Origin of the sequence: Methylosinus sp. H3A (genome assembly GCF_015709455.1) — a bacterium.
Taxonomy (GTDB): domain Bacteria; phylum Pseudomonadota; class Alphaproteobacteria; order Rhizobiales; family Beijerinckiaceae; genus Methylosinus.
Genome location: NZ_JADNQW010000003.1, coordinates 188,553 through 208,229, shown reverse-complemented (window position 1 = coordinate 208,229; position 19,677 = coordinate 188,553). Strand labels below are relative to the sequence as shown.

The 19,677-nt window shown below is 59.4% G+C and carries 17 protein-coding genes, 2 pseudogenes and 1 other annotated feature; of the genes and pseudogenes, 10 read left to right on the top strand and 9 right to left on the bottom strand.

Annotated elements, in window-relative coordinates:
• Window positions 1–78 precede the first annotated feature (78 nt).
• Window positions 79–1,230: a phospholipase D family protein gene (locus IY145_RS01845; protein ID WP_196406672.1), complete on the top strand. Its 1,152-nt coding sequence runs from the start codon at window positions 79–81 to the stop codon at window positions 1,228–1,230.
• Between the two features lie 52 nt (window positions 1,231–1,282).
• The gene (locus tag IY145_RS01840; protein ID WP_196406671.1) at window positions 1,283–2,173 is read left to right on the top strand and encodes a 3'-5' exonuclease; all 891 of its coding nucleotides are present in this window, start codon (window positions 1,283–1,285) and stop codon (window positions 2,171–2,173) included.
• 132 nt (window positions 2,174–2,305) lie between these two features.
• Here IY145_RS01840 and IY145_RS01835 read toward each other — a convergent pair.
• The 3 genes from IY145_RS01835 to IY145_RS01825 all read right to left on the bottom strand — a co-directional run bounded on the left by IY145_RS01835 (window position 2,306) and on the right by IY145_RS01825 (window position 6,763).
• Window positions 2,306–3,543 (bottom strand): IS3 family transposase gene (locus tag IY145_RS01835; protein WP_210332579.1). Its coding sequence is split into 2 segments (ribosomal slippage): window positions 2,306–3,246 and window positions 3,246–3,543, totalling 1,239 coding nucleotides; the frame shifts between segments, so codons are not numbered across the junction.
• Window positions 3,137–3,253 (bottom strand) — a sequence feature (AL1L pseudoknot). Its footprint overlaps the gene before it by 117 nt.
• Before the next feature lie 485 nt (window positions 3,544–4,028).
• The gene (locus IY145_RS01830; protein ID WP_196406670.1) at window positions 4,029–5,465 is read right to left on the bottom strand and encodes an IS1182 family transposase; all 1,437 of its coding nucleotides are present in this window, start codon (window positions 5,463–5,465) and stop codon (window positions 4,029–4,031) included.
• A 209-nt stretch (window positions 5,466–5,674) separates the two neighbouring features.
• Window positions 5,675–6,763, bottom strand: a complete 1,089-nt coding sequence (locus IY145_RS01825) for a hypothetical protein (protein WP_196406669.1) — start codon at window positions 6,761–6,763, stop codon at window positions 5,675–5,677.
• A 176-nt stretch (window positions 6,764–6,939) separates the two neighbouring features.
• On the opposite strand from IY145_RS01825, the pseudogene IY145_RS01820 reads away from it, so the two are divergent.
• Window positions 6,940–7,490: pseudogene (locus tag IY145_RS01820) on the top strand (recombinase family protein).
• A 23-nt stretch (window positions 7,491–7,513) separates the two neighbouring features.
• Here IY145_RS01820 and IY145_RS01815 read toward each other — a convergent pair.
• From IY145_RS01815 to IY145_RS01800, 4 genes and pseudogenes are all read right to left on the bottom strand, one after another.
• Window positions 7,514–8,131 carry a hypothetical protein gene (locus tag IY145_RS01815; RefSeq protein ID WP_196406668.1) on the bottom strand — a complete coding sequence of 206 codons (618 nt, stop codon included), beginning with the start codon at window positions 8,129–8,131 and terminating at the stop codon, window positions 7,514–7,516.
• A gap of 217 nt (window positions 8,132–8,348) precedes the next feature.
• Window positions 8,349–8,798, bottom strand: a pseudogene (gene rpiB / locus IY145_RS25490) (ribose 5-phosphate isomerase B).
• Window positions 8,799–9,354: 556 nt separating this feature from the next.
• Complete coding sequence (locus IY145_RS01805) at window positions 9,355–11,130, bottom strand: tetratricopeptide repeat protein (protein WP_196406667.1); 1,776 nt, start codon at window positions 11,128–11,130, stop codon at window positions 9,355–9,357.
• Between the two features lie 569 nt (window positions 11,131–11,699).
• Window positions 11,700–12,515 (bottom strand): ProQ/FINO family protein, encoded by an 816-nt coding sequence (locus tag IY145_RS01800; protein ID WP_196406666.1) that lies wholly within the window; start codon window positions 12,513–12,515, stop codon window positions 11,700–11,702.
• A gap of 278 nt (window positions 12,516–12,793) precedes the next feature.
• On the opposite strand from IY145_RS01800, the gene IY145_RS01795 reads away from it, so the two are divergent.
• On the top strand, window positions 12,794–13,624 hold the full coding sequence (locus IY145_RS01795; RefSeq protein ID WP_196406665.1) for a hypothetical protein: 831 nt from the start codon (window positions 12,794–12,796) through the stop codon (window positions 13,622–13,624).
• A 26-nt stretch (window positions 13,625–13,650) separates the two neighbouring features.
• The gene (locus IY145_RS01790; protein ID WP_196406664.1) at window positions 13,651–14,073 is read left to right on the top strand and encodes a hypothetical protein; all 423 of its coding nucleotides are present in this window, start codon (window positions 13,651–13,653) and stop codon (window positions 14,071–14,073) included.
• Between the two features lie 207 nt (window positions 14,074–14,280).
• Here the strand turns inward: IY145_RS01790 and repC are convergent, their stop codons facing one another.
• On the bottom strand, window positions 14,281–15,588 hold the full coding sequence (gene repC, locus IY145_RS01785; RefSeq protein WP_196406663.1) for a plasmid replication protein RepC: 1,308 nt from the start codon (window positions 15,586–15,588) through the stop codon (window positions 14,281–14,283).
• Here repC and IY145_RS01780 point away from each other — a divergent pair.
• Entirely contained in the window at window positions 15,577–15,858 is a 282-nt protein-coding gene (locus tag IY145_RS01780) for a hypothetical protein (protein WP_196406662.1), read from the top strand. The two genes, repC and IY145_RS01780, sit on opposite strands and share 12 nt — an antisense overlap.
• A gap of 131 nt (window positions 15,859–15,989) precedes the next feature.
• Here the strand turns inward: IY145_RS01780 and IY145_RS01775 are convergent, their stop codons facing one another.
• Window positions 15,990–16,721, bottom strand: a complete 732-nt coding sequence (locus tag IY145_RS01775) for a DUF1186 domain-containing protein (RefSeq protein ID WP_246721703.1) — start codon at window positions 16,719–16,721, stop codon at window positions 15,990–15,992.
• Between the two features lie 564 nt (window positions 16,722–17,285).
• On the opposite strand from IY145_RS01775, the gene IY145_RS01770 reads away from it, so the two are divergent.
• The 4 genes from IY145_RS01770 (at window position 17,286) to IY145_RS01760 (ending at window position 19,431) form a co-directional block, all read left to right on the top strand.
• Window positions 17,286–17,717 carry a hypothetical protein gene (locus IY145_RS01770; protein ID WP_196406660.1) on the top strand — a complete coding sequence of 144 codons (432 nt, stop codon included), beginning with the start codon at window positions 17,286–17,288 and terminating at the stop codon, window positions 17,715–17,717.
• 61 nt (window positions 17,718–17,778) lie between these two features.
• Window positions 17,779–18,369, top strand: a complete 591-nt coding sequence (locus IY145_RS25230) for a hypothetical protein (protein WP_210332588.1) — start codon at window positions 17,779–17,781, stop codon at window positions 18,367–18,369.
• Window positions 18,366–18,896 carry a hypothetical protein gene (locus IY145_RS25225; protein ID WP_210332587.1) on the top strand — a complete coding sequence of 177 codons (531 nt, stop codon included), beginning with the start codon at window positions 18,366–18,368 and terminating at the stop codon, window positions 18,894–18,896. Before IY145_RS25230 ends, IY145_RS25225 begins: the two co-directional genes overlap by 4 nt.
• Before the next feature lie 22 nt (window positions 18,897–18,918).
• Window positions 18,919–19,431 carry a hypothetical protein gene (locus IY145_RS01760; RefSeq protein WP_196406659.1) on the top strand — a complete coding sequence of 171 codons (513 nt, stop codon included), beginning with the start codon at window positions 18,919–18,921 and terminating at the stop codon, window positions 19,429–19,431.
• Window positions 19,432–19,677 lie beyond the last annotated feature (246 nt).

Genomic DNA, 19,677 nt, shown 5'->3' with positions numbered 1-19,677 from the left:
TATTGATTCGGCGTAGATAGAATTCGATATTGGCTTGGAAAGCAATCCGGGGCGAACCCGGAATGTCGGAACAGGCGAATGCCACGTCGCGTCGGTTTTAACGATCCTACCATTTTGATTAGTGGCAAGGTTGATCCAGAATTGATTTTCATTTTCATTTGGCTACAGTCACTTACAAATAATTTAGTAATGGCGATGATCGGCGGAATTGGAGCGATTGGCATGAAATTTCTAGACGGGCAAGACACTCTCCACACGGTGGCGAAATTCCTCAAATCCGAAGAAGAGGAGATCGCTCTCGCCGTCGCGTTCTGGGGAAGCCACGCGATCGAGCGGCTCGGAATTGAGACATGGCAGGCAAAAAGGGTCCGCCTGATCTGCGATGCCACGAGTGGCGCATGCAACCCGCGAGCTCTCGAAGGTCTGCGAGCAATCGTGAAATCGCGCGCGGGTTGGAGTCTTCGTACGAACTCGCGCCTGCATGCCAAGGTCTATTGGACACCTGGAAGGGTCGTCATCACCTCGGCGAACGCATCGGCGTCGGGGCTCTCACTTCAGGATCGAGAACTCGACGGAAACATCGAAGCCGGCATCGATGCGACCTCCCCCGAATTGCTGCTCGAAGCGAAGGATTGGTTCGACAGAATCCACGGCTTTCCGGAAACCGTGGAGGTCGGCGACGAAATCATCGCCATCGCGAAAAAGATGTGGTCGTCGCGAAGGCGAAATCGACCGTCCCTGCTCGGCGATAAATTTTCCGTGACGGACGCTCTGTCCCGCAAGGCGCGGCTGGAGGATCGAGCCATTTGGGTGGTGAACTACGAATGCGAGGAAAGAAGCAAGGAGGGCGAACGTCAGCACGTTAAATGGAAGAAAAGCTGGCAATCCGGAGAGATGACGCCGCCCCTTGACCTTTATTCGAGTGGAGTTCACTTCGATGCCGTCGACGACTATGAGGAGGAGTCTCTCGGCGGGTATCATTGGAACGCATGGATTATCGATCTGACGTCGGACGATCCGCACTTCTGGCACGTCGCGGATCGGAAAAGCGCGGTAAAGCGCCCCGCATCGATATCCATCCCCCTCTATGGAGCGAGGAAAATTCCATTAGGGGCGGACGAATGGATGACGATCTCGCGCGCCGACATCAAGAAGCTGAGGGACAGATGGCGATCCGTATTCGGCGAAAAGGGCGACAAATGGGTGCCGCTGCACGATCTCGCCTATTGAATGTCGGATCCGCGGCGGGTGCCGCTGTCGGTCCGGATAGGTCGGGAGCGCGATGACCGGAGACGAAGAACTGGAGTCCATGGCCCGGACGCTGGTGGCGTCCGGCGACTACAAGGTGCTCAGGCGCCTGCATGTCCGCGACCCGATCGTGCCGCCTGCGGGCGCACAGGTGCGCGTTGGAGTCGTCGTGGACGTCGAGACTACGGGGCTGGATCCGCTGCGCGACGAGATCATAGAACTAGCGATGATGCCGTTCACCTACGGGCTCGACGGCACGGTCTACGCCGTCGGCGAGAGCTTCCAGAAGCTGCGGGATCCCGGTCGTCCGATTCCTCCACAGATCACGGCGATCACCGGCATCGACGACGCGATGGTCGAAGGCCGCTCCATCGATCCGGCGGAAGTAGTTGCATTCGTGGCGTCGGCCGATGTGGTGATCGCACACAATGCGGCCTTCGACCGGCGGTTCGTGGAACGCTTCTGCGCCGCATTCGTGGTGAAGCCATGGGCCTGCTCGATGACGCAGATCGATTGGGCCGCCGAAGGCTTTGAGGGGAGCAAGCTCGCATATCTCATCCAATCCATCGGGCTCTTCTACGAACGCCATCGCGCCGAGCACGATTGCCTTGCGACGGTGGAATTGCTTGCTACCGAGTTGCCGAAGAGCGGCGGCAGCGCGCTTGCCCGACTTCTGGAGGCCGCCCGCAGACCGAGTTGGCGCATCTGGGCGGACAATTCGCCTTTCGACCTGAAGGACGCCCTGAAGGCGCGCGGCTATCGGTGGAACGGCCAGGGCGCCCCGCCTCGGGCGTGGTACATCGATGTCCGCGACGAGGATCGCGAGGCCGAGCTTCGTTTTCTGACAACGGAGATCTACCGCAGCGAATACGATCCGCTTGTTCGTCGGATCGATGCGTATGACAGATTCTCCGATCGCTGTTGAAGCTTCGTCGGCAGTGTCGAGTTGCGGCCAGTATGCGGTGATCGCTTTCGACGGACGGTTGGCGTCGATCCAATCGACCTTGCGCTTGCGCTATGAACCGCGCCGGGATCGCCGGAGGCCATTTGGTTTGAGTCACGCCGCGATGGCGGGCTCCTCGAGTTGCGCATAATAGCGCGCTTCGGCTTCGGCCGGCGGAATGTTTCCGATCGGCTCGAGCAGTCTTCGATTGTTGAACCAGTCGACCCATTCGAGCGTGGCGAACTCGACCGCTTCGAAGTTTCGCCACGGCCCGCGTCGCCAGATCAGCTCGGCCTTGTAGAGCCCGTTGATCGTCTCGGCGAGCGCGTTGTCGTAGCTGTCGCCGACGCTGCCGACCGATGGTTCGACGCCGGCCTCGGCGAGGCGCTCGGTGTATTTTATAGAGACGTATTGAACGCCGCGGTCGCTATGATGGACGAGGCCGCCGCCATGAACCGGCCGACGATCATGCAGCGCCTGCTCGAGCGCGTCGAGCACGAAGCCCGCATGCGCCGTGCGCGAGGCGCGCCAGCCGACGATCCGCCGAGCGAAGGCGTCGATCACGAAAGCCACATAGACGAAGCCTTGCCAAGTCGAGACATAAGTGAAGTCGGACAGCCACAGCGCATTCGGCCGCGCCGCCCGAAATTGCCGGTTCACCTTGTCGAGCGGGCATGGAGCCTTGCGGTCGCTCACCGTCGTTTTGACCGGCCGGCCGCGCACGATCCCTTGCAACCCCATGTTCCGCATCAGCCGCGCCACCGTGCAGCGCGCGACCTTTTCGCCCTCCCGGTCCAACTGCTTCCACACCTTGCGTACGCCATAGACCTGGAAGTTCTCGTCGTAGACGCGCCGTATCTCTTTGCGAAGGACCGCGTCTCGGCGCGCTCTGGCCGAGGCCTTCGCAGGGTCACGCCGGCGCGCCGCATGCGCCCAATAGGTGGAAGGGGCGATCGGCAACAGCTTGCAGATCGGCTCGACCCCGTGCTTGTCCCGGTGATCGTCGATGAAGGCGATCATTGTTTCGAGCGGCGGTCGAGCTCCGCCGCCGCAAAATAAGCCGACGCCTTGCGCAGGATATCATTGGCCTGCCGCAACTCGCGGTTCTCGCGCTCCAGCGCCTTGATCCGCTCGCGCTCATCCGTCGTCGCGCCAGGGCGGGCGCCCGAGTCGCGCTCCGCCTGGCGGACCCAGTTCCGCAACGTCTCGCCCGTGCAGCCGATCTTCGCCGCGATCGAGGCGATCGCCGCCCATTGCGAGGCATGATCGCCCCGGTGCTCCAGCACCATCCGAACCGCCCGTTCCCGAACCTCAGGTGAAAATCTGTTCGATGTCTTCTTCTTCGTATCCATGGCTCCATCCTCTCAAGGCTTGGAGCCTCCGGCAATCCCGGCGCGGTTCACTATCAAAAACTCGTCCGGTCCTGATAGACATGGGGTCCCAATAATTCTCCCGACGCCGGACGAGAAGCTTTGCGCTGACACGAGCGGCCGTGGAACGATCTCGTGGAGGTGGCTGCTGAGGGCGCAGGGTAATCAAGCGTACGCCCGAAAAGGTCGGACAGTCGGAAATCGAGTTTTTTGACAGCAGAAGGTCGGAAAGTCGTTTCGGCGGAACGCGCCTATGGTGGAGCTCCGCTCCGGTTCGCCAGCGACAGCCTGATCGAGATGGAGGTGGGGTCGTGAACGGGACGAACGGCGGGAAATGGTGCGACCTTCCCTTTGGGCGCGGCGAAGGGGGAACTCTGACCGAGGCCGTGTGGAAACTCCGCCTGGGAGCCGTCGCGAAGGGTTTCTGGTTCCACGACGAAGAAGAATCAGGACGTTGCTGGCGGCGCTCAGGCTGTGATCGCCCCCATCAGCGATTTGATCCCGACGATGTTGATCATCCGCTTCATATTGTAGGCGAGCACCTGAAGACTCATTTCGGTTTTGACCTTTCCCAGGGTCCTGGTCAGGAAGTGGGTTGAGCCCATCCATGCCTTCAGCGTCCCGAACGGATGCTCAACAGTCTGTCGGCGGATGGTCATGGCGTCGGGCATGCGGTCGAGCGCAGTCTGCATTTTATCGAGAACGTCTTCGTGCTCCCAGCGCTTGACGCGCTTGTGTTTCATGGGCGTGCATTTGTGCTTGAGGGCGCAACTCGAACAAGCCGTGAGATTGCGGTAGTGGTCGATGTTGTCTTGGCGATCGGAGCGCGCCTTTCCTTTGGTCAAGCGTTCGCCGGCAGGGCATATGTAATTGTCGTTATCCGCATCATAGATGAAATCTCGAATCGTGAAGAAGCCAAGCTTGTCTTTGCCGGAGGTCATCGTCTTGGGAACGCGAGGCAACACGCCAGTTCCCTCGCAAGCCAGCACTTCCTCGCCGCTGTAATAACCTCGGTCGGCCAGCACGGTGACTTCTTCGCCTTCGATGGCCTCGAGCGCTTTACGACCCATGAAGGCCAGTTGTGCCCGGTCCGTGCCGTCGTTGATCACTTCGTGCGCGACGATGAGATGATGCTCGGCGTCAACAGCGATTTGGACGTTGTAGCCGACGACGCCAGTGCCCTTGCCGCTTGTCGCCATCGAGCGAGCGTCGGGATCGGTGAGAGAGACCTGTTTGTCGGGCGCCGTTTCGACCTGCTTTTCCATCTCTTTGAGCGACTGCATTTGTCTGCGCAGGCCCTCGATCTTCTCTTTCAGGCGCGGCGCTTTCGCCTTGGCGAGATCGTTGTCCTGTCGATCTGCTTGGTCGAGCGCCGACAAGTAGCGCGCGATGCTGGCCTCCACCTGCTCGATCCGCTTGGCGACCTTGTTCACTGTGAAGTTTTTGTCACGGTTGTTGACGGCTTTGAATTTGCTGCCGTCGATGGCCACGACGGCGCGCGTGAACAAGTCGAACTGGCGGCATAGCCCCATGAATTGTGCGCAGGCCGCGCGGATCGCCGGCCCGTTGTCGCGACGGAAGTCGGCGATGGTCTTGAAGTCCGGCGCCAAGCGGCCGATCAGCCACATCAGCTCGATGTTCCGATTGGCCTCTCGTTCGAGACGCCGGCTCGACTGGATGCGGTTGAGATAACCGTAGATGTAGAGCTTGAGCAGATCGCCCGGCGCATAGCCCGGACGCCCCGTCGCTTTCGCCTCGACTCGCGCGAACCCAGCGGCCTTTAAGTCGAGCGCGTCCACGAAGGCGTCGACGAAGCGGACCGGATTGTCATCGGAGACGTAATCATCGATCGCCTCGGGCAGAAGCAGCAACTGCGATCGATCGGAGCCGGGGATGTGCGTCATGCCCCGATTCTAGTACAAAGCTCTCGCTAGAGGAATCCATCGGAGCGGGTTTTCACACAGCCTGGACCCATAGTGGACGTTCGCGGAAGCTGGACACCTTTGTACCGAAGCGCCGCTCGACTTTCGCGCGTATCTTTTGCACGACCCAACCCATTGAAAATTTGGGTGCGCGGCGACGGTACAAAAGTCCTACTGGAATCCAGTGTCTGTCATTTCCTCACAGATACAACCGTAACTCCCACTGTCCAATTTGCGAAATGTCCCTCTGCGCCAGACCCAGCGCTAAAGCACACCCTATGTGATGTTTCACTTTCCTTAGACGACGTAATTGCTCCTCCGTTGCCAAATTCATATTCTTTGGATATGAACCCGCTACCAATAACTAATTCTGCTCCATTTCCAAGCACAGTCCCGCTTATTGGCTGCTGATTAACATCAAACGGCCCCTTAACGCAGGGAAAATTTCTATCGTCTGGCGCATAATCAATAGTCCTTCGACACAATCTGTAATCGCTTTGAGCGCTATCAGGAAAACAAAAACTATACTTTCTTCTTACGGTGTCTATTCTCCAGTAAATATCGTCAGTCTGAAGTGTCGGCGGAGCCGACGGCAGAGTCAAAATGGCAGGAGCATCGGCTCCTTCCACGGAAGCGCTTAGCTGCAGTCTCGTATTTACATTCCGCTTTATTTTTACAGCGACCGCCTGACCTTTATTAATAAGGCCAGAGTCATTATGTATAATTGACGGCAAAGCAGAACACCCAGTCACACAATTTATCGCAAATTTCCGAGCCTCTGTCGATGTATTAGGTTGGTATTTTATCACAACAACAAATTCCTCTGCGTATTCGTCATTCGCTGGTTCGCCGCCGATGTATAACAAAACTGCCGGGCCATTGCCTGCATCAAGACAGTTTTTGTAGGCAACATTTCCCTCTCGCGTCCATCCAATATGAAGCAGCGAACTCGTTATCTCTTTATCAAGATTCACTTTAGTAAGTCTGCTCACCTGACGAAGTTGCTGTTTCAGCTGAGAGTAGTTTCCAGATGCGGGGACATTAACATATGGTATTATGATCTTTCCGCCAAATTTTTGTTCTATGCTACCAATTTCCGTCTCACTAACTGTATTTAGAAGCGCAAATCTGGTCATATCTCTATATGTATCATAGCTTATATCTCGAAATTCCTTTGGATCACACCCAGCTTTTGCTGAACCACATGCGAACGGTGTCATTGAATACACTACTGCTATTGCCATAGCTCTTAGCATGGAAGCCGCCCATGTGCTGCCCATCGTTATCAAGGCTTTCCCCCAATTCAGCGTCCCTAAGGGGAACTGACTGCAATGATAGACTCGCCAGGAGGCCTCGGCGGTGACGCTGTAGGCCTCTTTTCGCGTCTCAAAACTAGTCTTGAAACCTGCGTCTCATTCTGCCAGCCTCTCGACCGGTAATGAGACTAAACCAAACCATGCGGATCGGCTACGCCAGAGTATCGACGCTCGATCAAAATCTCGAACTCCAGCTTGAAAAGCTGCGTGAGGCGGGATGCGAGCGCGTCGTCGTCGAAAAGGCCTCCGGCGCACGCGCCGACAGGCCGGAACTGACGCGCCTCCTGCGCGACATGCTGCGCGAGGGCGACACGCGCTCGTCATCTGGAAACTCGACCGGCTGGCTCGCTCTCTGAAGCAGCTTATCGAAACCGCCGAAAACCTGAAGGGCAGGGGGATCGGCCTCGTCTCCCTGACGGATGCAATCGACACGTCGTCGTCGGGCGGGATGCTGGTCTTTCACATGCTCGGCGCGATAGCCGAATTCGAGGGTGCCCTGATCCGCGAACGCACAGCCGCCGGACTCGCCGAGGCGAAGCGCAAAGGCAGAAAAGGCGGTCGGCCTCGCCGCCTGACGGAAAAGGACACGGTGGCGGCAAAGGCTCTACTCGCGGACGGCTCCTTGACCTCCAAGGAAGTCGCCGCGCGCTTCGGAGTTTCCAAGGCGACGCTCTATCGCTATATCTCCTGAAAAACCCCCAATCACCGCCTTCTTCAGTATGGTGGCGGCTCAGGATTCGGTAGAGCTATATTGACATACGGCGTCACGCTCTTATCACACAGAAGACGGAACGTGGCCGTTTTAGCAAACAGCTCTTGAGGAACAGATATATGAAATGCACATGGGATTTCTGAGCTGCCATCTCCAATATCTATAATATTTGTTATCTTCCATTCACGGCCTACAATCTTATCCATGCTCCCGTAATACTTTACAACCTGCCCGTTTTTAGTTTCAATTCCAAGTTCTGCTTTGCATTTTTCGGGACCAGAATGAGTTACAACAGCCTCTATTTCTACATTTATATTTTGCTTCGGACGAAAAAATACATCTGTGTCTTGATAGACGAATACTGCTCTAACGTCCCGGATTGATAGCTCTGTCTGCACAGACGGCTTTTGAAACAATGTTATAAACTTTTCTGCTGACTCTACGATTTCCTTCATATTCCCAAGCACAGCAGCAACTCCGGCAATAATTGCTGCAGCTACCCCGCACCCCGCGCCGGCCATCTTAATCCAATATGACACTGAGCTCTGGATTGCCATCGGTTGAACTCTCGCGTCAAAAGCCTGTCCAAAGCCACGTTCTTTAACTGGCCAGCCAATCATGGAGTGGTCAAGCCGAATGTTAGTTCATGAACGCGGTCGGGACCAGCGGCTGAGCACCAAGCGGAGCCTTTCGGCGTTCCAACACAGCGGCATCGCCGCTGTGCCGTGCAAAACGGCACAAAAATGCAATGTTATCTATATGTTTCATATACGTACAATGATATTCGAAACTCTTGAATTCAGCCAAATTCTTCCAAGAGAGAAGTAGAGAAAGGCGCTATCCCTCCAGCGCCCCAATCATCTCCACCCGTGTGGCATGCCGCCCGCCTTCGAAGTCGACGGTCAGGAACGCGTCCACGATATCGAGAGCCAGCCCTTCGCCCACCACGCGCGCGCCAATCGAAAGCATGTTGGCGTCGTTGTGTTGGCGGATCATGCGAACTGAGAATGTGTCGGCGCAGACGCCGCAACGGATGCCCTTTACCTTGTTCGCCGCCATCATGATGCCCTGGCCTGTGGCACACAGGATGATGCCAAACCGGCAATCGCCCGAGGCGACCAGTCGCGCTGCCGCTTCCCCGTGCTTAGGAAAGTGTGTGCTCTCCGGCGTTGTCGGTCAGATATCGACCACCTCCCAGCCATGCTCCGCGATATGACCGGCAATGGCCTGTCGGAGCTGAATGGTGGCGTGGTCGCTGGAGAGGACGATGCGATTATTGGCTATCATGTCTTGTCGGTAGCGCCATCCTGCTTCGAAAGCCAGTCATGTCCCGGCTGACGCATTTGATTTTTTTAAGCGCTCAGGTGCCGCCCCCGCATCACCCTGGCGAGTGAACGAAGAGGATGACGCCCCATGCCCGAGCCGCACACCCTCTTGGCGCAGAAGGTCCGCTTATGGCGCATCCTTGCCATTGTCATGGCTCCGATTGAGCTGCGATGAGGCCCGTAGCGGCCGATCGGCGGACCTTTGATCCGCGCGTGTTGCACGACCATTTAATGCGCATCGAGCGAGAGCGCGCAGAGCGCGCTGGGATCAAAATGGAAGGCGAAGACTGCGAGTTTTTCGAGAACGCCCGTGAGAATGAGAGATGGGAGGATCGGTTCGAGTCGATGAAAGACCTGTTGACCGCAAAACGGCTCGGAACTTCCTGAGCCGAAGAGCCTAGACGCCGACCGTGCGCGGCACCCCACGACCGATTTTCGCAATGCGAGGTCTCCCTCGTCCTATTCGCCTGCATTCGCGACGATCATCAGAGCATCCTCCACAGCGCCGCTGAACTGGGTCAGCTCGCTGGACCGAGGAAAATGGCCGCGATTTCATCCATCAACGGATGATGGATCCCCACCTCACAGAATTCGTTGAACTCCTCGCGAATTGTCTGCTCCCACGTCGGCGCCAAGAAGACGAGACTTCCGATATCCTCACTGCCCAGTTCGCCGCGCCACTTCAAATAGAGCTGCCGCGCCTCGTCCGTCCTCCCCGCAAACATGAGCACATGGGCCTGGGCGATGTCGCGTCTCTTTCGATCCGTCTCGAAAGGTGCTCGATCCGCAACATTGATGCCTTCGGCCAGGTCTAGGGCGGCCGCGTCGCGCTCTCCGATCGCCCACCGGGCCAGAGCCCGCAAACGATAGGCGTCGAGATCGGCAGGACGCTGCTCGATGACCGCCGTGAAATCGGCAATGGCTCTGATGTGATCGCCTTTGGCGCGCCATGCCCGGCCGCGGTGGCGACGGGCCTCTACATCGCCAGGTTCGCGCGCGAGAGCCTCGGTGAAGTCGGCGATGGCAAGACCAAGGAGACCCGCCGATAAATAAGCGCCGCCCCGCCGCACGAAGCTTTGGGCCACCAAATGGGGATCGGCGTTTCCGCCGAGCTCGATCGCTTTGCTGAAATCGGCGATCGCTGCGTGATATTGCGAGGCTCCGTAACGCAAGCATCCCCGATCCATATGATACCCGACGAGCAGATCGTGCCAATAACCGCAATCGTGATCGCGCGCGACCGCGACGCTCAAATCGGCTATGGCGAGGTCGAAGTCTTCCTCTCTTCGCGATTGCATCCATCTGGCGTAATAGGTCTCGGCGCGATCGACATAGAGATCCTGGGTCTCCGCTTCGGAGCATAGACTCAGCGACTTGGTAAAATCGGCGATGGAAGCGTCGAAGCGTTCGACCGAGCGATGAGCGCGGGCGCGCCACCTATAGGCGTCGGAATTCCTCGGGGCGAGCGAGATGGCGCGATCGAGGTCGGCAATGGCGCTGTTCAAATAGAGGAGCCTTTTCGCTGGCTTGTTGTTCGGTCGGTTCGCACGGCTCACAAAAGTCTCGCCGCGCGCGACATAAGCGTCGACACGCGTCGGGGCGATTCGAAGACACTCGGTGAAATCGGCTATAGCGTCGGGATATCGGGCTTTTTGGAACCAAGTGCGCCCGCGCATATAATAAGCTTCGTCGGAACCGGGGTCGAGCGTGAGCGCCCTCGTGAAATCGGCGATGGCGGCGTCCCGCTTGTTCAGCCAGTGCAAACACGTCCCGCGTTCGAGAACCGCTACCTTGTCGTCAGGGTCGATTTCCAACACCTTGTCGAGGTCGGCTATGGCGCGAGGCAGATCGTCTATGCGCCGATAGAGAATGGCTCGAAAGGCATACCAAGCAGCGTTTTCGGGCGCCGCCTCGATGGCGCTGGCCAGATCGGCGAACCCGCGATCGCGATCGCCGAGGTCGAAGTGGAGGAAGCCGCGCGTCGCGTATGCGTAAGCGTTACAGGCGTCGAACGTTATCGCCTTTGTGAGCTTGTCGAGGGCATCGCGTGTGTCGCCCCTGTCGAGCGCAGCGAGAGCCTGTTCGGTCGCCTTATCGGACAGACGAGGAATCGGAGTGCTCATCTCGGCCACCGCAATCTTTTCATCCGCGATTCCTTCGACCGAAATGGCGATCGTCGACGACCACGAGAGACACGTCTCGGGATGAAGTATTACGACCGTTCGGTTGCGACGATTTCCGGCAATTTCGATAATCGCATTGATAGAACCGCGCTCGTTCCGAGTCGAGTCCATCGATCCGAACCCTGGCGAGAGCAGATCTAGATGCCCGTCTCGGATTGCCGACGATTTAACCGGATCGAGCCGAAAGAGATCGGATGTCGCCCGGAGGCTCCGATGGCTCGGATTGTCGACGCGTCGCAGGGAAATCGAGCGACATCGACGCCGCGGAGCTGTCCGGGCTCACCGAGCGCGTTGCCTTCGACATGCTTCAACGGGACCTCGCCCCCATAGATCCCACGCAATGGACCTCTGCCCCAGCGCTTCACGCAGAAACGGATCGAACCCTTTCGCAGCGCGGTCGCTTTTTCTTCCCCTTAGGCATGTTTCCCCAGCGACTACGCAGGCGGCTGTCTCGAGCTCCGACGTCAGATCCGGCTTTGCGCTTATACGGACTCCCAGCAGCAGGGAGCACGTGATCCCGTCCCCAACCGCGGCGCTCCTATCCCTGTGTTCACTCCGGTTCGGCCATTCCCGACTGGCTCTTCTCCTGACGGGGTCACGAGACGCCGCTTCGAATTGTCGCGGGGCGAGTATGCGTGGCGGCGGATTTTCGAGGACGATCAGACGCCGACTTCGGTCGATTAGAGGGGGCCGGCGACCGTGGCTTTCGACTGCGCAGAGGCGTCGACGCGGGGAGCGCCATTCTCGCGCCGCGCCTTTTCCTGTGCCGCCACTCGCGCAGCCTTCATCCGATCGCGGAGAAAGGCGAGACGGTGCTTGGCGTTGGTTGCTTCGCTTTCGGTGACCGTCTGCGTCACCATACCCTCCAGATTGACGCGTGGCGCCCCGGCTGTCATCCCGCGCAAATAATCGAGGGAGGTCACATAGAGCCATAGAGCTTTACGCACCCTCGCCAGGTCGAGATCCGGACGGCGCTCGAGGATCTCGGCGTGAATGCCGATCGCGACAGCCGGTCGACCGCGGGCGTCACGCGGTTTGAAGCAGGCGGGAAAACTCACCACGAGCGCGGCGAGCACGGCATGACCTTCGCTCGCCGCCACTTTACGCGACCGCGCTTTGCTCTCGAACTCGGCGAGAAGCTTCTCGGCCTGCTGGATTTCGTCGGACGTGACGACCGTTCGCGCGACGCCATCGAGATCGACGCGCGGAAGTCCGGCGATCACGCTGCGGTAATATTCCGGGCCGGCGGTGTAGACCTGCAGAGCTCGCTTCAGCCGTTCGGGATCGAAGCCAGGCCGGCGGAGGAGGATGTCCGCCTCCACTCCGGCGGCAAGCGGCGGCTGGCGCTTCTCGCCATGTCGCTTGAAACAGGCGGGGAAGGCGTCGATCAATTCGTCGAGAAGAGCGCGCACTTCGGCATGAGAGCGCACCCGTGCTTCCCGGTCGATCGCCCCCTGCGATTGGGCGATCGCTTCGTGTTTTGTCGATTCGATCATGAGACTCCGTCTTCGTGAATGGCGAAAAAACACCGGGGACCAAACGACGCAGCCGCGCAATCGACAATCGCTCCTTCTGATCGAGAACGCATGCGGCATCGCCTCTCACGGGCTGCGGCCGCAATCACGCCACTATCGTCACACCGCCGACCGCCCAGTATGGAATTTCACGCAAGATCGGCGCGCATGGCAAGACCGACGCGCAGTAGGGAAGTTTCGATTCAGATACGCGCACCTCCATGTTCGGCTCGGGACGTCTTCCGACACGAGGAGGTCCCATGTTCTCATTTTTGACTCGACCAACTTATCGCGGCGAAACCCGTCGCCGAAACGTAACGAGGCTCGCCGTCGCTCTCCTGCTGCCGTTCGCCGGTCCTGCCTTTGCCGGCGATCCTGTTCCGGTTACGGAAAGAGGGCTCCCCCAGACGGTTCATCCGACGTATGCGGAGAAGGGCGCGCCGCAATTCTCCTATCCGACCGGCTCGACCGACGTCGGCTCCGGGGGAGAGAACAATTCCGGAGGCGGCGGCAACATCGACTACACCGCTTGCAGCGGCTGCGATCCACTGCAAACGATGAACGCGCAATCCTGGGGCGGCCAGGCGTGCGACGCCGCCACGACCGTCGGGGTGAGCTGCGCGTCGCTCGCAGCCACTTGCGTCATGGAATCGGGCTGCAAAAACGTCCAGGGCGCTGGCACAGTCTCCGGGGCGTTTCAAATGACCAATGCGACTTATACGGAAACGATCAATGAGGCGGCGGCAGACAATCCGAACGCCGGGATCGACACGAGCCTCGCCGGCAAAAGCGATCCCGCCAATCAAGCCTGGGGCGCAGCGCAATACGAATACAACGGCGCCACGTATCTCCAAGAGAACGGCATACCGGATCCAACATTCACCGACGTGCGAGGTTACTACCAATTCGGACCGGCGACCTCCGTCACCTTGGCTGACGCCAAGAACAGCGACAACCTCGAAGAAATTGTCCGCTTGTCGCCTCAAGCGATGGCGGCGAACGGCATCACTGCGACAACCACGGTCGGCGACTGGCGGCAATCCATCGCCAACCGCGTCGGCCCCGCGGCCGGACAGACCGTGCTCAATTAGCCGCATTACGCGAAGGAGAAAGCATCATGACACCATTGTTTAGCTCGATCTTTACCGTAAGCCTCCTCGTGATGCAGACCGGAGGGGCTGGCGATTTCACTTCAGTGAGGCCGATCGAAGGCTATAAGTGCTTCAGAGTCTACATCCCCGAAGAACGGAGATTTGATCGTAGCGCGGTTCCTCCGGTGTTCGCGGCGCCGACCGAGGCTTCCAAACTGATTGGACATAGCGGGGTGGCCGCCTTCGTAAAATGGCCGATGAACGAGGTCGATGGCTTCGTCGAGATCATATGGGGAGGTCAGGGCTTAAAGGCCTGGATCCACAAGGACGTCCTGCGACCCTGGCATACGAAGCTGAGCCCGCCCGGACCAGCATCGGATTGCGTGCCGACATTGATGTCGAACGGGAGGATCGGAATCGGCAACGCCATTCCGTATAAACGTCAGTAGCAGTCCGCCGAGCACTTTTCATTGAATGCTCCGCGCGAATTCCGATCCGCGCCATCGCCCTGACCTGCTGTCGTGGCGATGGCGTCTCCAGACGACTGATGACGAGCTCGAGGCGCCGGCGCGGGAGCACCGTAGCGGCGCAGTCGAGCAAAATGCGCTCGGCCGCGTCACCGCCCGCCCAATCAATTTTCCACGCAATGATTTCGGTTAGCCGCTGGCTTCACGACAGGCCGCGGATTTTGACGCTCTGCGCCGGAGCAGCGTCATCAGCACCGGCCCGACAGAGAAATCGCCTTGCTCGGCCTTGGCTGTGAGGACGCGCAGATAACCGCCGGCGCTTTTGATTTCATCGCCACGCTGCAGAATCGCGGCGACGACGATCGACGCGTCGCGTTCGCCCAGGACGTCCAGCGCGTGCGCCCAGGCGTCGGGTGATATGCCCAGCGCGGGTCTGACGATCGCCGCGGCGGCCCGAAACTCCGCCCAATTGCCGATCTCGCCGCCCTTGGCGTAGTCGACGATATCGGGGCACGCGGCGAGCGTCATTGGGAGCGAGTCGGCGCGTGGCGCCGCGCGCTTCTCTCCGGCCGCCCGGCCGTGGACGCGGGAGGGATCACTGCGCTCGGCTCTCGCGGCGCCGGGATCTGAACCGCCCGGCTCGGGCCTTTGGGGCCTGCCTTCTCGAAGGCCGAAATCAATATCATGACTGTCTGTGGTTTGATTCTGTATGTGGCGCTCATTCGAGGCGTCATTGGCGCTTATATTTCCTTCTTTAGCGCGCGTTTCCAACAACGTGCCGATTTGTTCGGCGAGCACGGCGAGCTCGTCCGCCAGGGCGTCGAGATCGGCTCTCGACAGAGACCGCGCGTAGCGTCCGGCGACCGACAGATATTGTCCGTGCAAGCCTTCCCAGTCCGCGGAAATGGCCTCCTCCAGGCCGATCACGATCATTTTGACGATGTCGCGTCTCATCAGGGATATCCGTTCGCGCAGGAGCGCGATCGCTCTGTCCTCGGCTCGAACCTCCTCTGCGAGGCGCTCGATCTCGGCCGCACGCGCGACGAGCGGCGATAGATCGAAGCCGAAGGCCGCTTCGATCTTATCTTGCCGCCGTCGCGCGAAGCGTTTGCCGTTGGGAGAATCACGTCGGATGACGAGGCCTGCATCGACGAGGAAGGCGAGATGGCGGCGCAGGGTCGATGGCGCCATGCCGTGCGCGCGGATGGAGAGCTCCTTGTTCGAGGGAAAGACGACAAGGGGCGCGCCGGCATTTCTGGCCAGAGCGAGCGCGGTCTCCGGGTGGAAGGTCAACAGAGCGTGTAGAACTGATAGCGCCCGATCGGTGACTCCGAGCATCTTCTTGGCTTCGGTGAGGGAGCGAAACAGCCGCCATTTGTGGACGACCGCGTCTGTCGCGCTGGGCTGACCCGCAAATTCGCTGGTTGCAATCTGAGTGGCCACCATGGCGAGCGACAGCGGCCGCCGCCCGAACGGCGTCGTTAAATGTGTCTGCACGATCCCTTGCCTTTTCTGGTTCAGGCAAAAGAAATCCGCTCGCCGAAACGGCGCCGACTCTTGACAGCGATTGTTGGAAGTGGTCCTCTGATCTTGCTAATGGATCGGCTGAGGGCTTCCGGAGCGGCGACGTTTCGGAGGCCTATTCTTTTGCGTGATGAAACTCCCGATCGTTCGTTTGAAAGCGGTTCGGCCGCATGCGTCGTCGACGGACGCGGCGAATTCAATGCAGTGAAAATCGAACGCTATCGCTCAGTCTCCTTTGTTTGATGATGTGTTTGCGATCCTCGCGTCGTCACCGGTGACTCAGGCGTCATGCGCCGCCGCAGATCGCAAACGATTCAGGCGCGCCATTCCGAGGTCCCGCCTGGCGTCCCCGTAAGCGGTGGGACAATGACGCCCTACGGGAGAAGCGCTTTCAGCTCCTCGTAGGCGCCGTCGAACGGCGAGAAATCTTCATTGATATCCTCAGCGCCCGGTCGCGCGATCGCGCGCTTCAAATCCCCGTCGAACTCGTCGATCTCATATCCGTCGAAACGCTCCTCCGCGATCGCCTGGAGGACGAGCGGCCGAAGCGCGGACAGACCGAGACGCGCAGCGAGCGTCGCCCAACCGAGCCAGACGATGGGGTGATCGTCGAGCTGTTCGTAGACGTCGACCAAGAAATTGGCGACGACTTCTCGATCGATCTTCTCTTGATACGCGAGCATCGCAAGCACGTTGATGAGGATATTGTGGCGCGCGATTCTATGCGCCTTCGGATCGCGCACGGCCTCGAAGAGAGGTTCGGGATCCCCGTCGAACACGGCGGCGATGACACGGTGGCCGATTTCGTCGAACGCGGATTCGAAGCCCGGATAATCGGTGAATTCCGGACAGCGGATCAAGCTGGCGAGCGGTCGATAGGCGCTCTTATCGCCCCAGTCGCCGAGAACGAAAAAGATGAGCAGCACAGGAGTGGGGTTGTCAGCGCGCTCTTTCGGAGATGCAGAAAGATATTTCTCGATCTCGATCAGAAAGAGAGGAAGCATCTCGTCGCGTCTGCGCGAAGCTTCTTTGAGCGCGCCTTTCGGTAAGCGCCCGTCGGTAAGATAGCGGCGGGTGAGTGATCGCAAAATCTTTTCGGGGGTCATGGCGGGAGGCGTCATGGATGCTCCTTATGATCGACAAGGCGCCGGACTCGCGCCCGCTTCTGAAGCGTAAGCGGTAATTTAGACCGAATAATCGGCGTCTCTCTCACTTCGGCTTTTCGTTCCATATCAGACCCATTTTTTTTTGCATCGGAGGAGATGCTCGTCGCGAATCGACGCGCATCGATTTTGGCGCGCCTCTGCGCGAATGTTGCGAGAAGGTGGCGCGGCGACGCCAATGCGGGATTTTTAGGTGCGTCGAAATGACTCACTCGACAGGATCCGCAATTTCGACTCGCTCAGCCGGCGGACGCCGAAAAGGAATGAGTCGTGAAAGGAAGTTAGAGCGTAAGCGTTGCTGTCGTGACGGCTTTTGATGCGGGAACTGCGGGGGATTGCTTAGGGGCGGGCTTTCTGTATGTTCGGGGGAGACCAGTGACGAAGGCGGCGCGCGGGGTTCACACCTGCCGCCATTTGCGTGCGCATTGATTTCGATGCAGCGACGTTGAAAGCAGACGCGCAATGTGCGTCACGCAATATAATTTCATTCGATCAGGGGGCCGCGAAATGACCGCATCATTGCCGAGGCGCAGACAGCCGCGCGTTGTAATTTCCGCGCACGAACCGACCGCTTTGCAGGACGGTCAGCAGCAAGCCCTCATTCAAGGGGCGCTGCTTCGAGAATGCGACGAAACCGTCTTCCGGTTGATGAAGTTCTCTCGTCAAAGGGCCTCTAGCCAGGCGTCGAAGGGGCGAAAGCTACACAACCAACGAAGCGGCGCCGATGATATTCGAGATATCGAGCATTTGGTTGGGCAGATCGTGGCGACCGTCCCGGAAAACGAGGACGAAGTGTTGGGCAAAGCGGCGGTCTATCGCGAATACGCGAACTTAAGCGACAGGCAGCCGGGTTTGTTGGCGATCATGGTGCAAGAGACCAGCCGCGAGCTGGAGCGACGTGTCCTGGGATTAAAGAAGCATCCGATCGGAGAGAACTGATTTTTCAGGCCCGCATTCGCGCGCGTGTCACCTAGCGTCTGGTGGTCGAAAGGAGACCGCCATGAAATCGCACTCGCTTACGATCGCCACGATATTCGCCTCGACGCTTGCCCTGGCCAAACCAGGGATATCATTGGCTGGAACAGAGAATGACGCGGGTGGGTCGGGAGGCCCGCCCACGTCCGAATTGCCGAAGAGCGCCACGGGCATAGCTCTCGGCGCGGCGAAGCTTTCTCCCCTTGCGCAGGAACTCGTCGAGCAGATGCCGGCGCTCAGACATCTCGCGAGGAGCGGCGCGCAGCTATTCGACGCGGGTTCGACCCATGGTCTGCGCGCAGTCGTCGCGCGACAGCGCGAAGAGTTCATGATCTTGCAGGTCACGCCGGACGGCGAGGCGATCGTCGCCGGCGTACAGACCGATTTGTCGGCGGATCTGCTGCTGACGATCGCGGGACGTGACGAATCGCGCGTGACGGAGCTCGGCGCGAGCCATGGGATGCGTGGGCTATTCGTGCGCAATGGACGACAGTTCCAGGTGTTCTATGCGACGCCCGACGGCGAGCGAGTGATCCCGGGCGTGATGTGGGACGCGAGCGGAAAAAACATCACGCGCGAACAAGTTGCTCCTTTACCGGGGTGGCGCCGACAGTGACGATCGGCGGGGAGAAGGAGACTGAAGCCGTAGGCAGCGCCGGACGGAACAAGACCATCTCGGCATTGGAGGCCGCCCGTAGCGCGACCTTTGGAACGATCGGCTCCGAAGCCGCGCCGCGGATCTACGTCTTCATCGATCCGTTGTGCGGGTATTCGGTCCGCGCCCTGCAGCAGATGCAGCCTTTCGCCGCGGCCGGGAGAGTGCTCGTCGCGATCATCCCTGTGTCAGTGCTGGACTATGAGGATGAAGGCCGGAGCACCAAGAGCGCCTTGGCGATGTTGAGCAAGCCCGCCGATCAAATGGCGACGGCCTGGTCGCATGGAGATTTGAACGGGCCGGCGTCGAACGAAGCGGAAGATCTGCTTCGACGAAACATGGCGATCGCCGAGGCGATCGGGCTGCGCGGGACGCCGACGGTGATCTGGCGCAAGCAGGATGGCTCCGAGGGGCGCATCGACGGGCTGCCGGAGGATTGGAATGCAGTGATCTCATCGATAGGGAGCGAAAGCCATGCGGCGCGATAGATGGAAACCGACACGATCGGAAATGCCGAAACGGGTTTCGCGGCTGAACCGAGCATGGAGCGGGGTGAGGTGGATCGGCTCCATTCCGGGACGCACATTCCCAAAGCCCGAAGTCGCCGAAGGCGGCCGCATGCTGTCGGGTTTGATCGCAACGGTTCGTCGTGGAGCGCGACGCGACACGCGGTTCAGAGTCGATGAAGATCGCCACTTCGATCTCGAGGCGACGGCGTTTCTGCACGGAATGAAGGTCTGGCAGGTCGAGGTTCTCTTGCAGCGCCGTCGCCGGCAAAGCGCGCTGGCTGCTTATATCTTCTTCGGCGCGGCGTGGGCGCTCTTCGCCTACTGGCTGTTCGAGATCGCGATCACGCCATGGGCGTCTTGGAGCATAGCGCCGGTTCTGGAGTTTGCGCCGTTCTGCTTATTTCTGTTTCTGACGGCGTTCCAAAGCGCGTTGCAAAATTATCAACTCCGAACGCGGCGGCTGGCGACGGCGTGGGAATATCTCACCACGTCCGAGCAATTCTGGCCGAGCTGAATCGCGCGCGCATTTCCGGGTCGACGCCGCCTGTTCTCGGCGGCGTCGATGACCGCACCGAGAAAGGCACGGTGCGCTACAATTTCTGAACGATCTCCAGCATGGCGAAAAAGGTTCAGGCGATGCGCAGGTTTTGTCCGCGCATCGCCCGACCCATTTCGCCTGCAACTGTGAGCGACGCCAACTCGCCCGGGCGACGCGCCCGGCCGACAATCGCGCGCGGAGTTCGATCAGAACGTGCCGGGA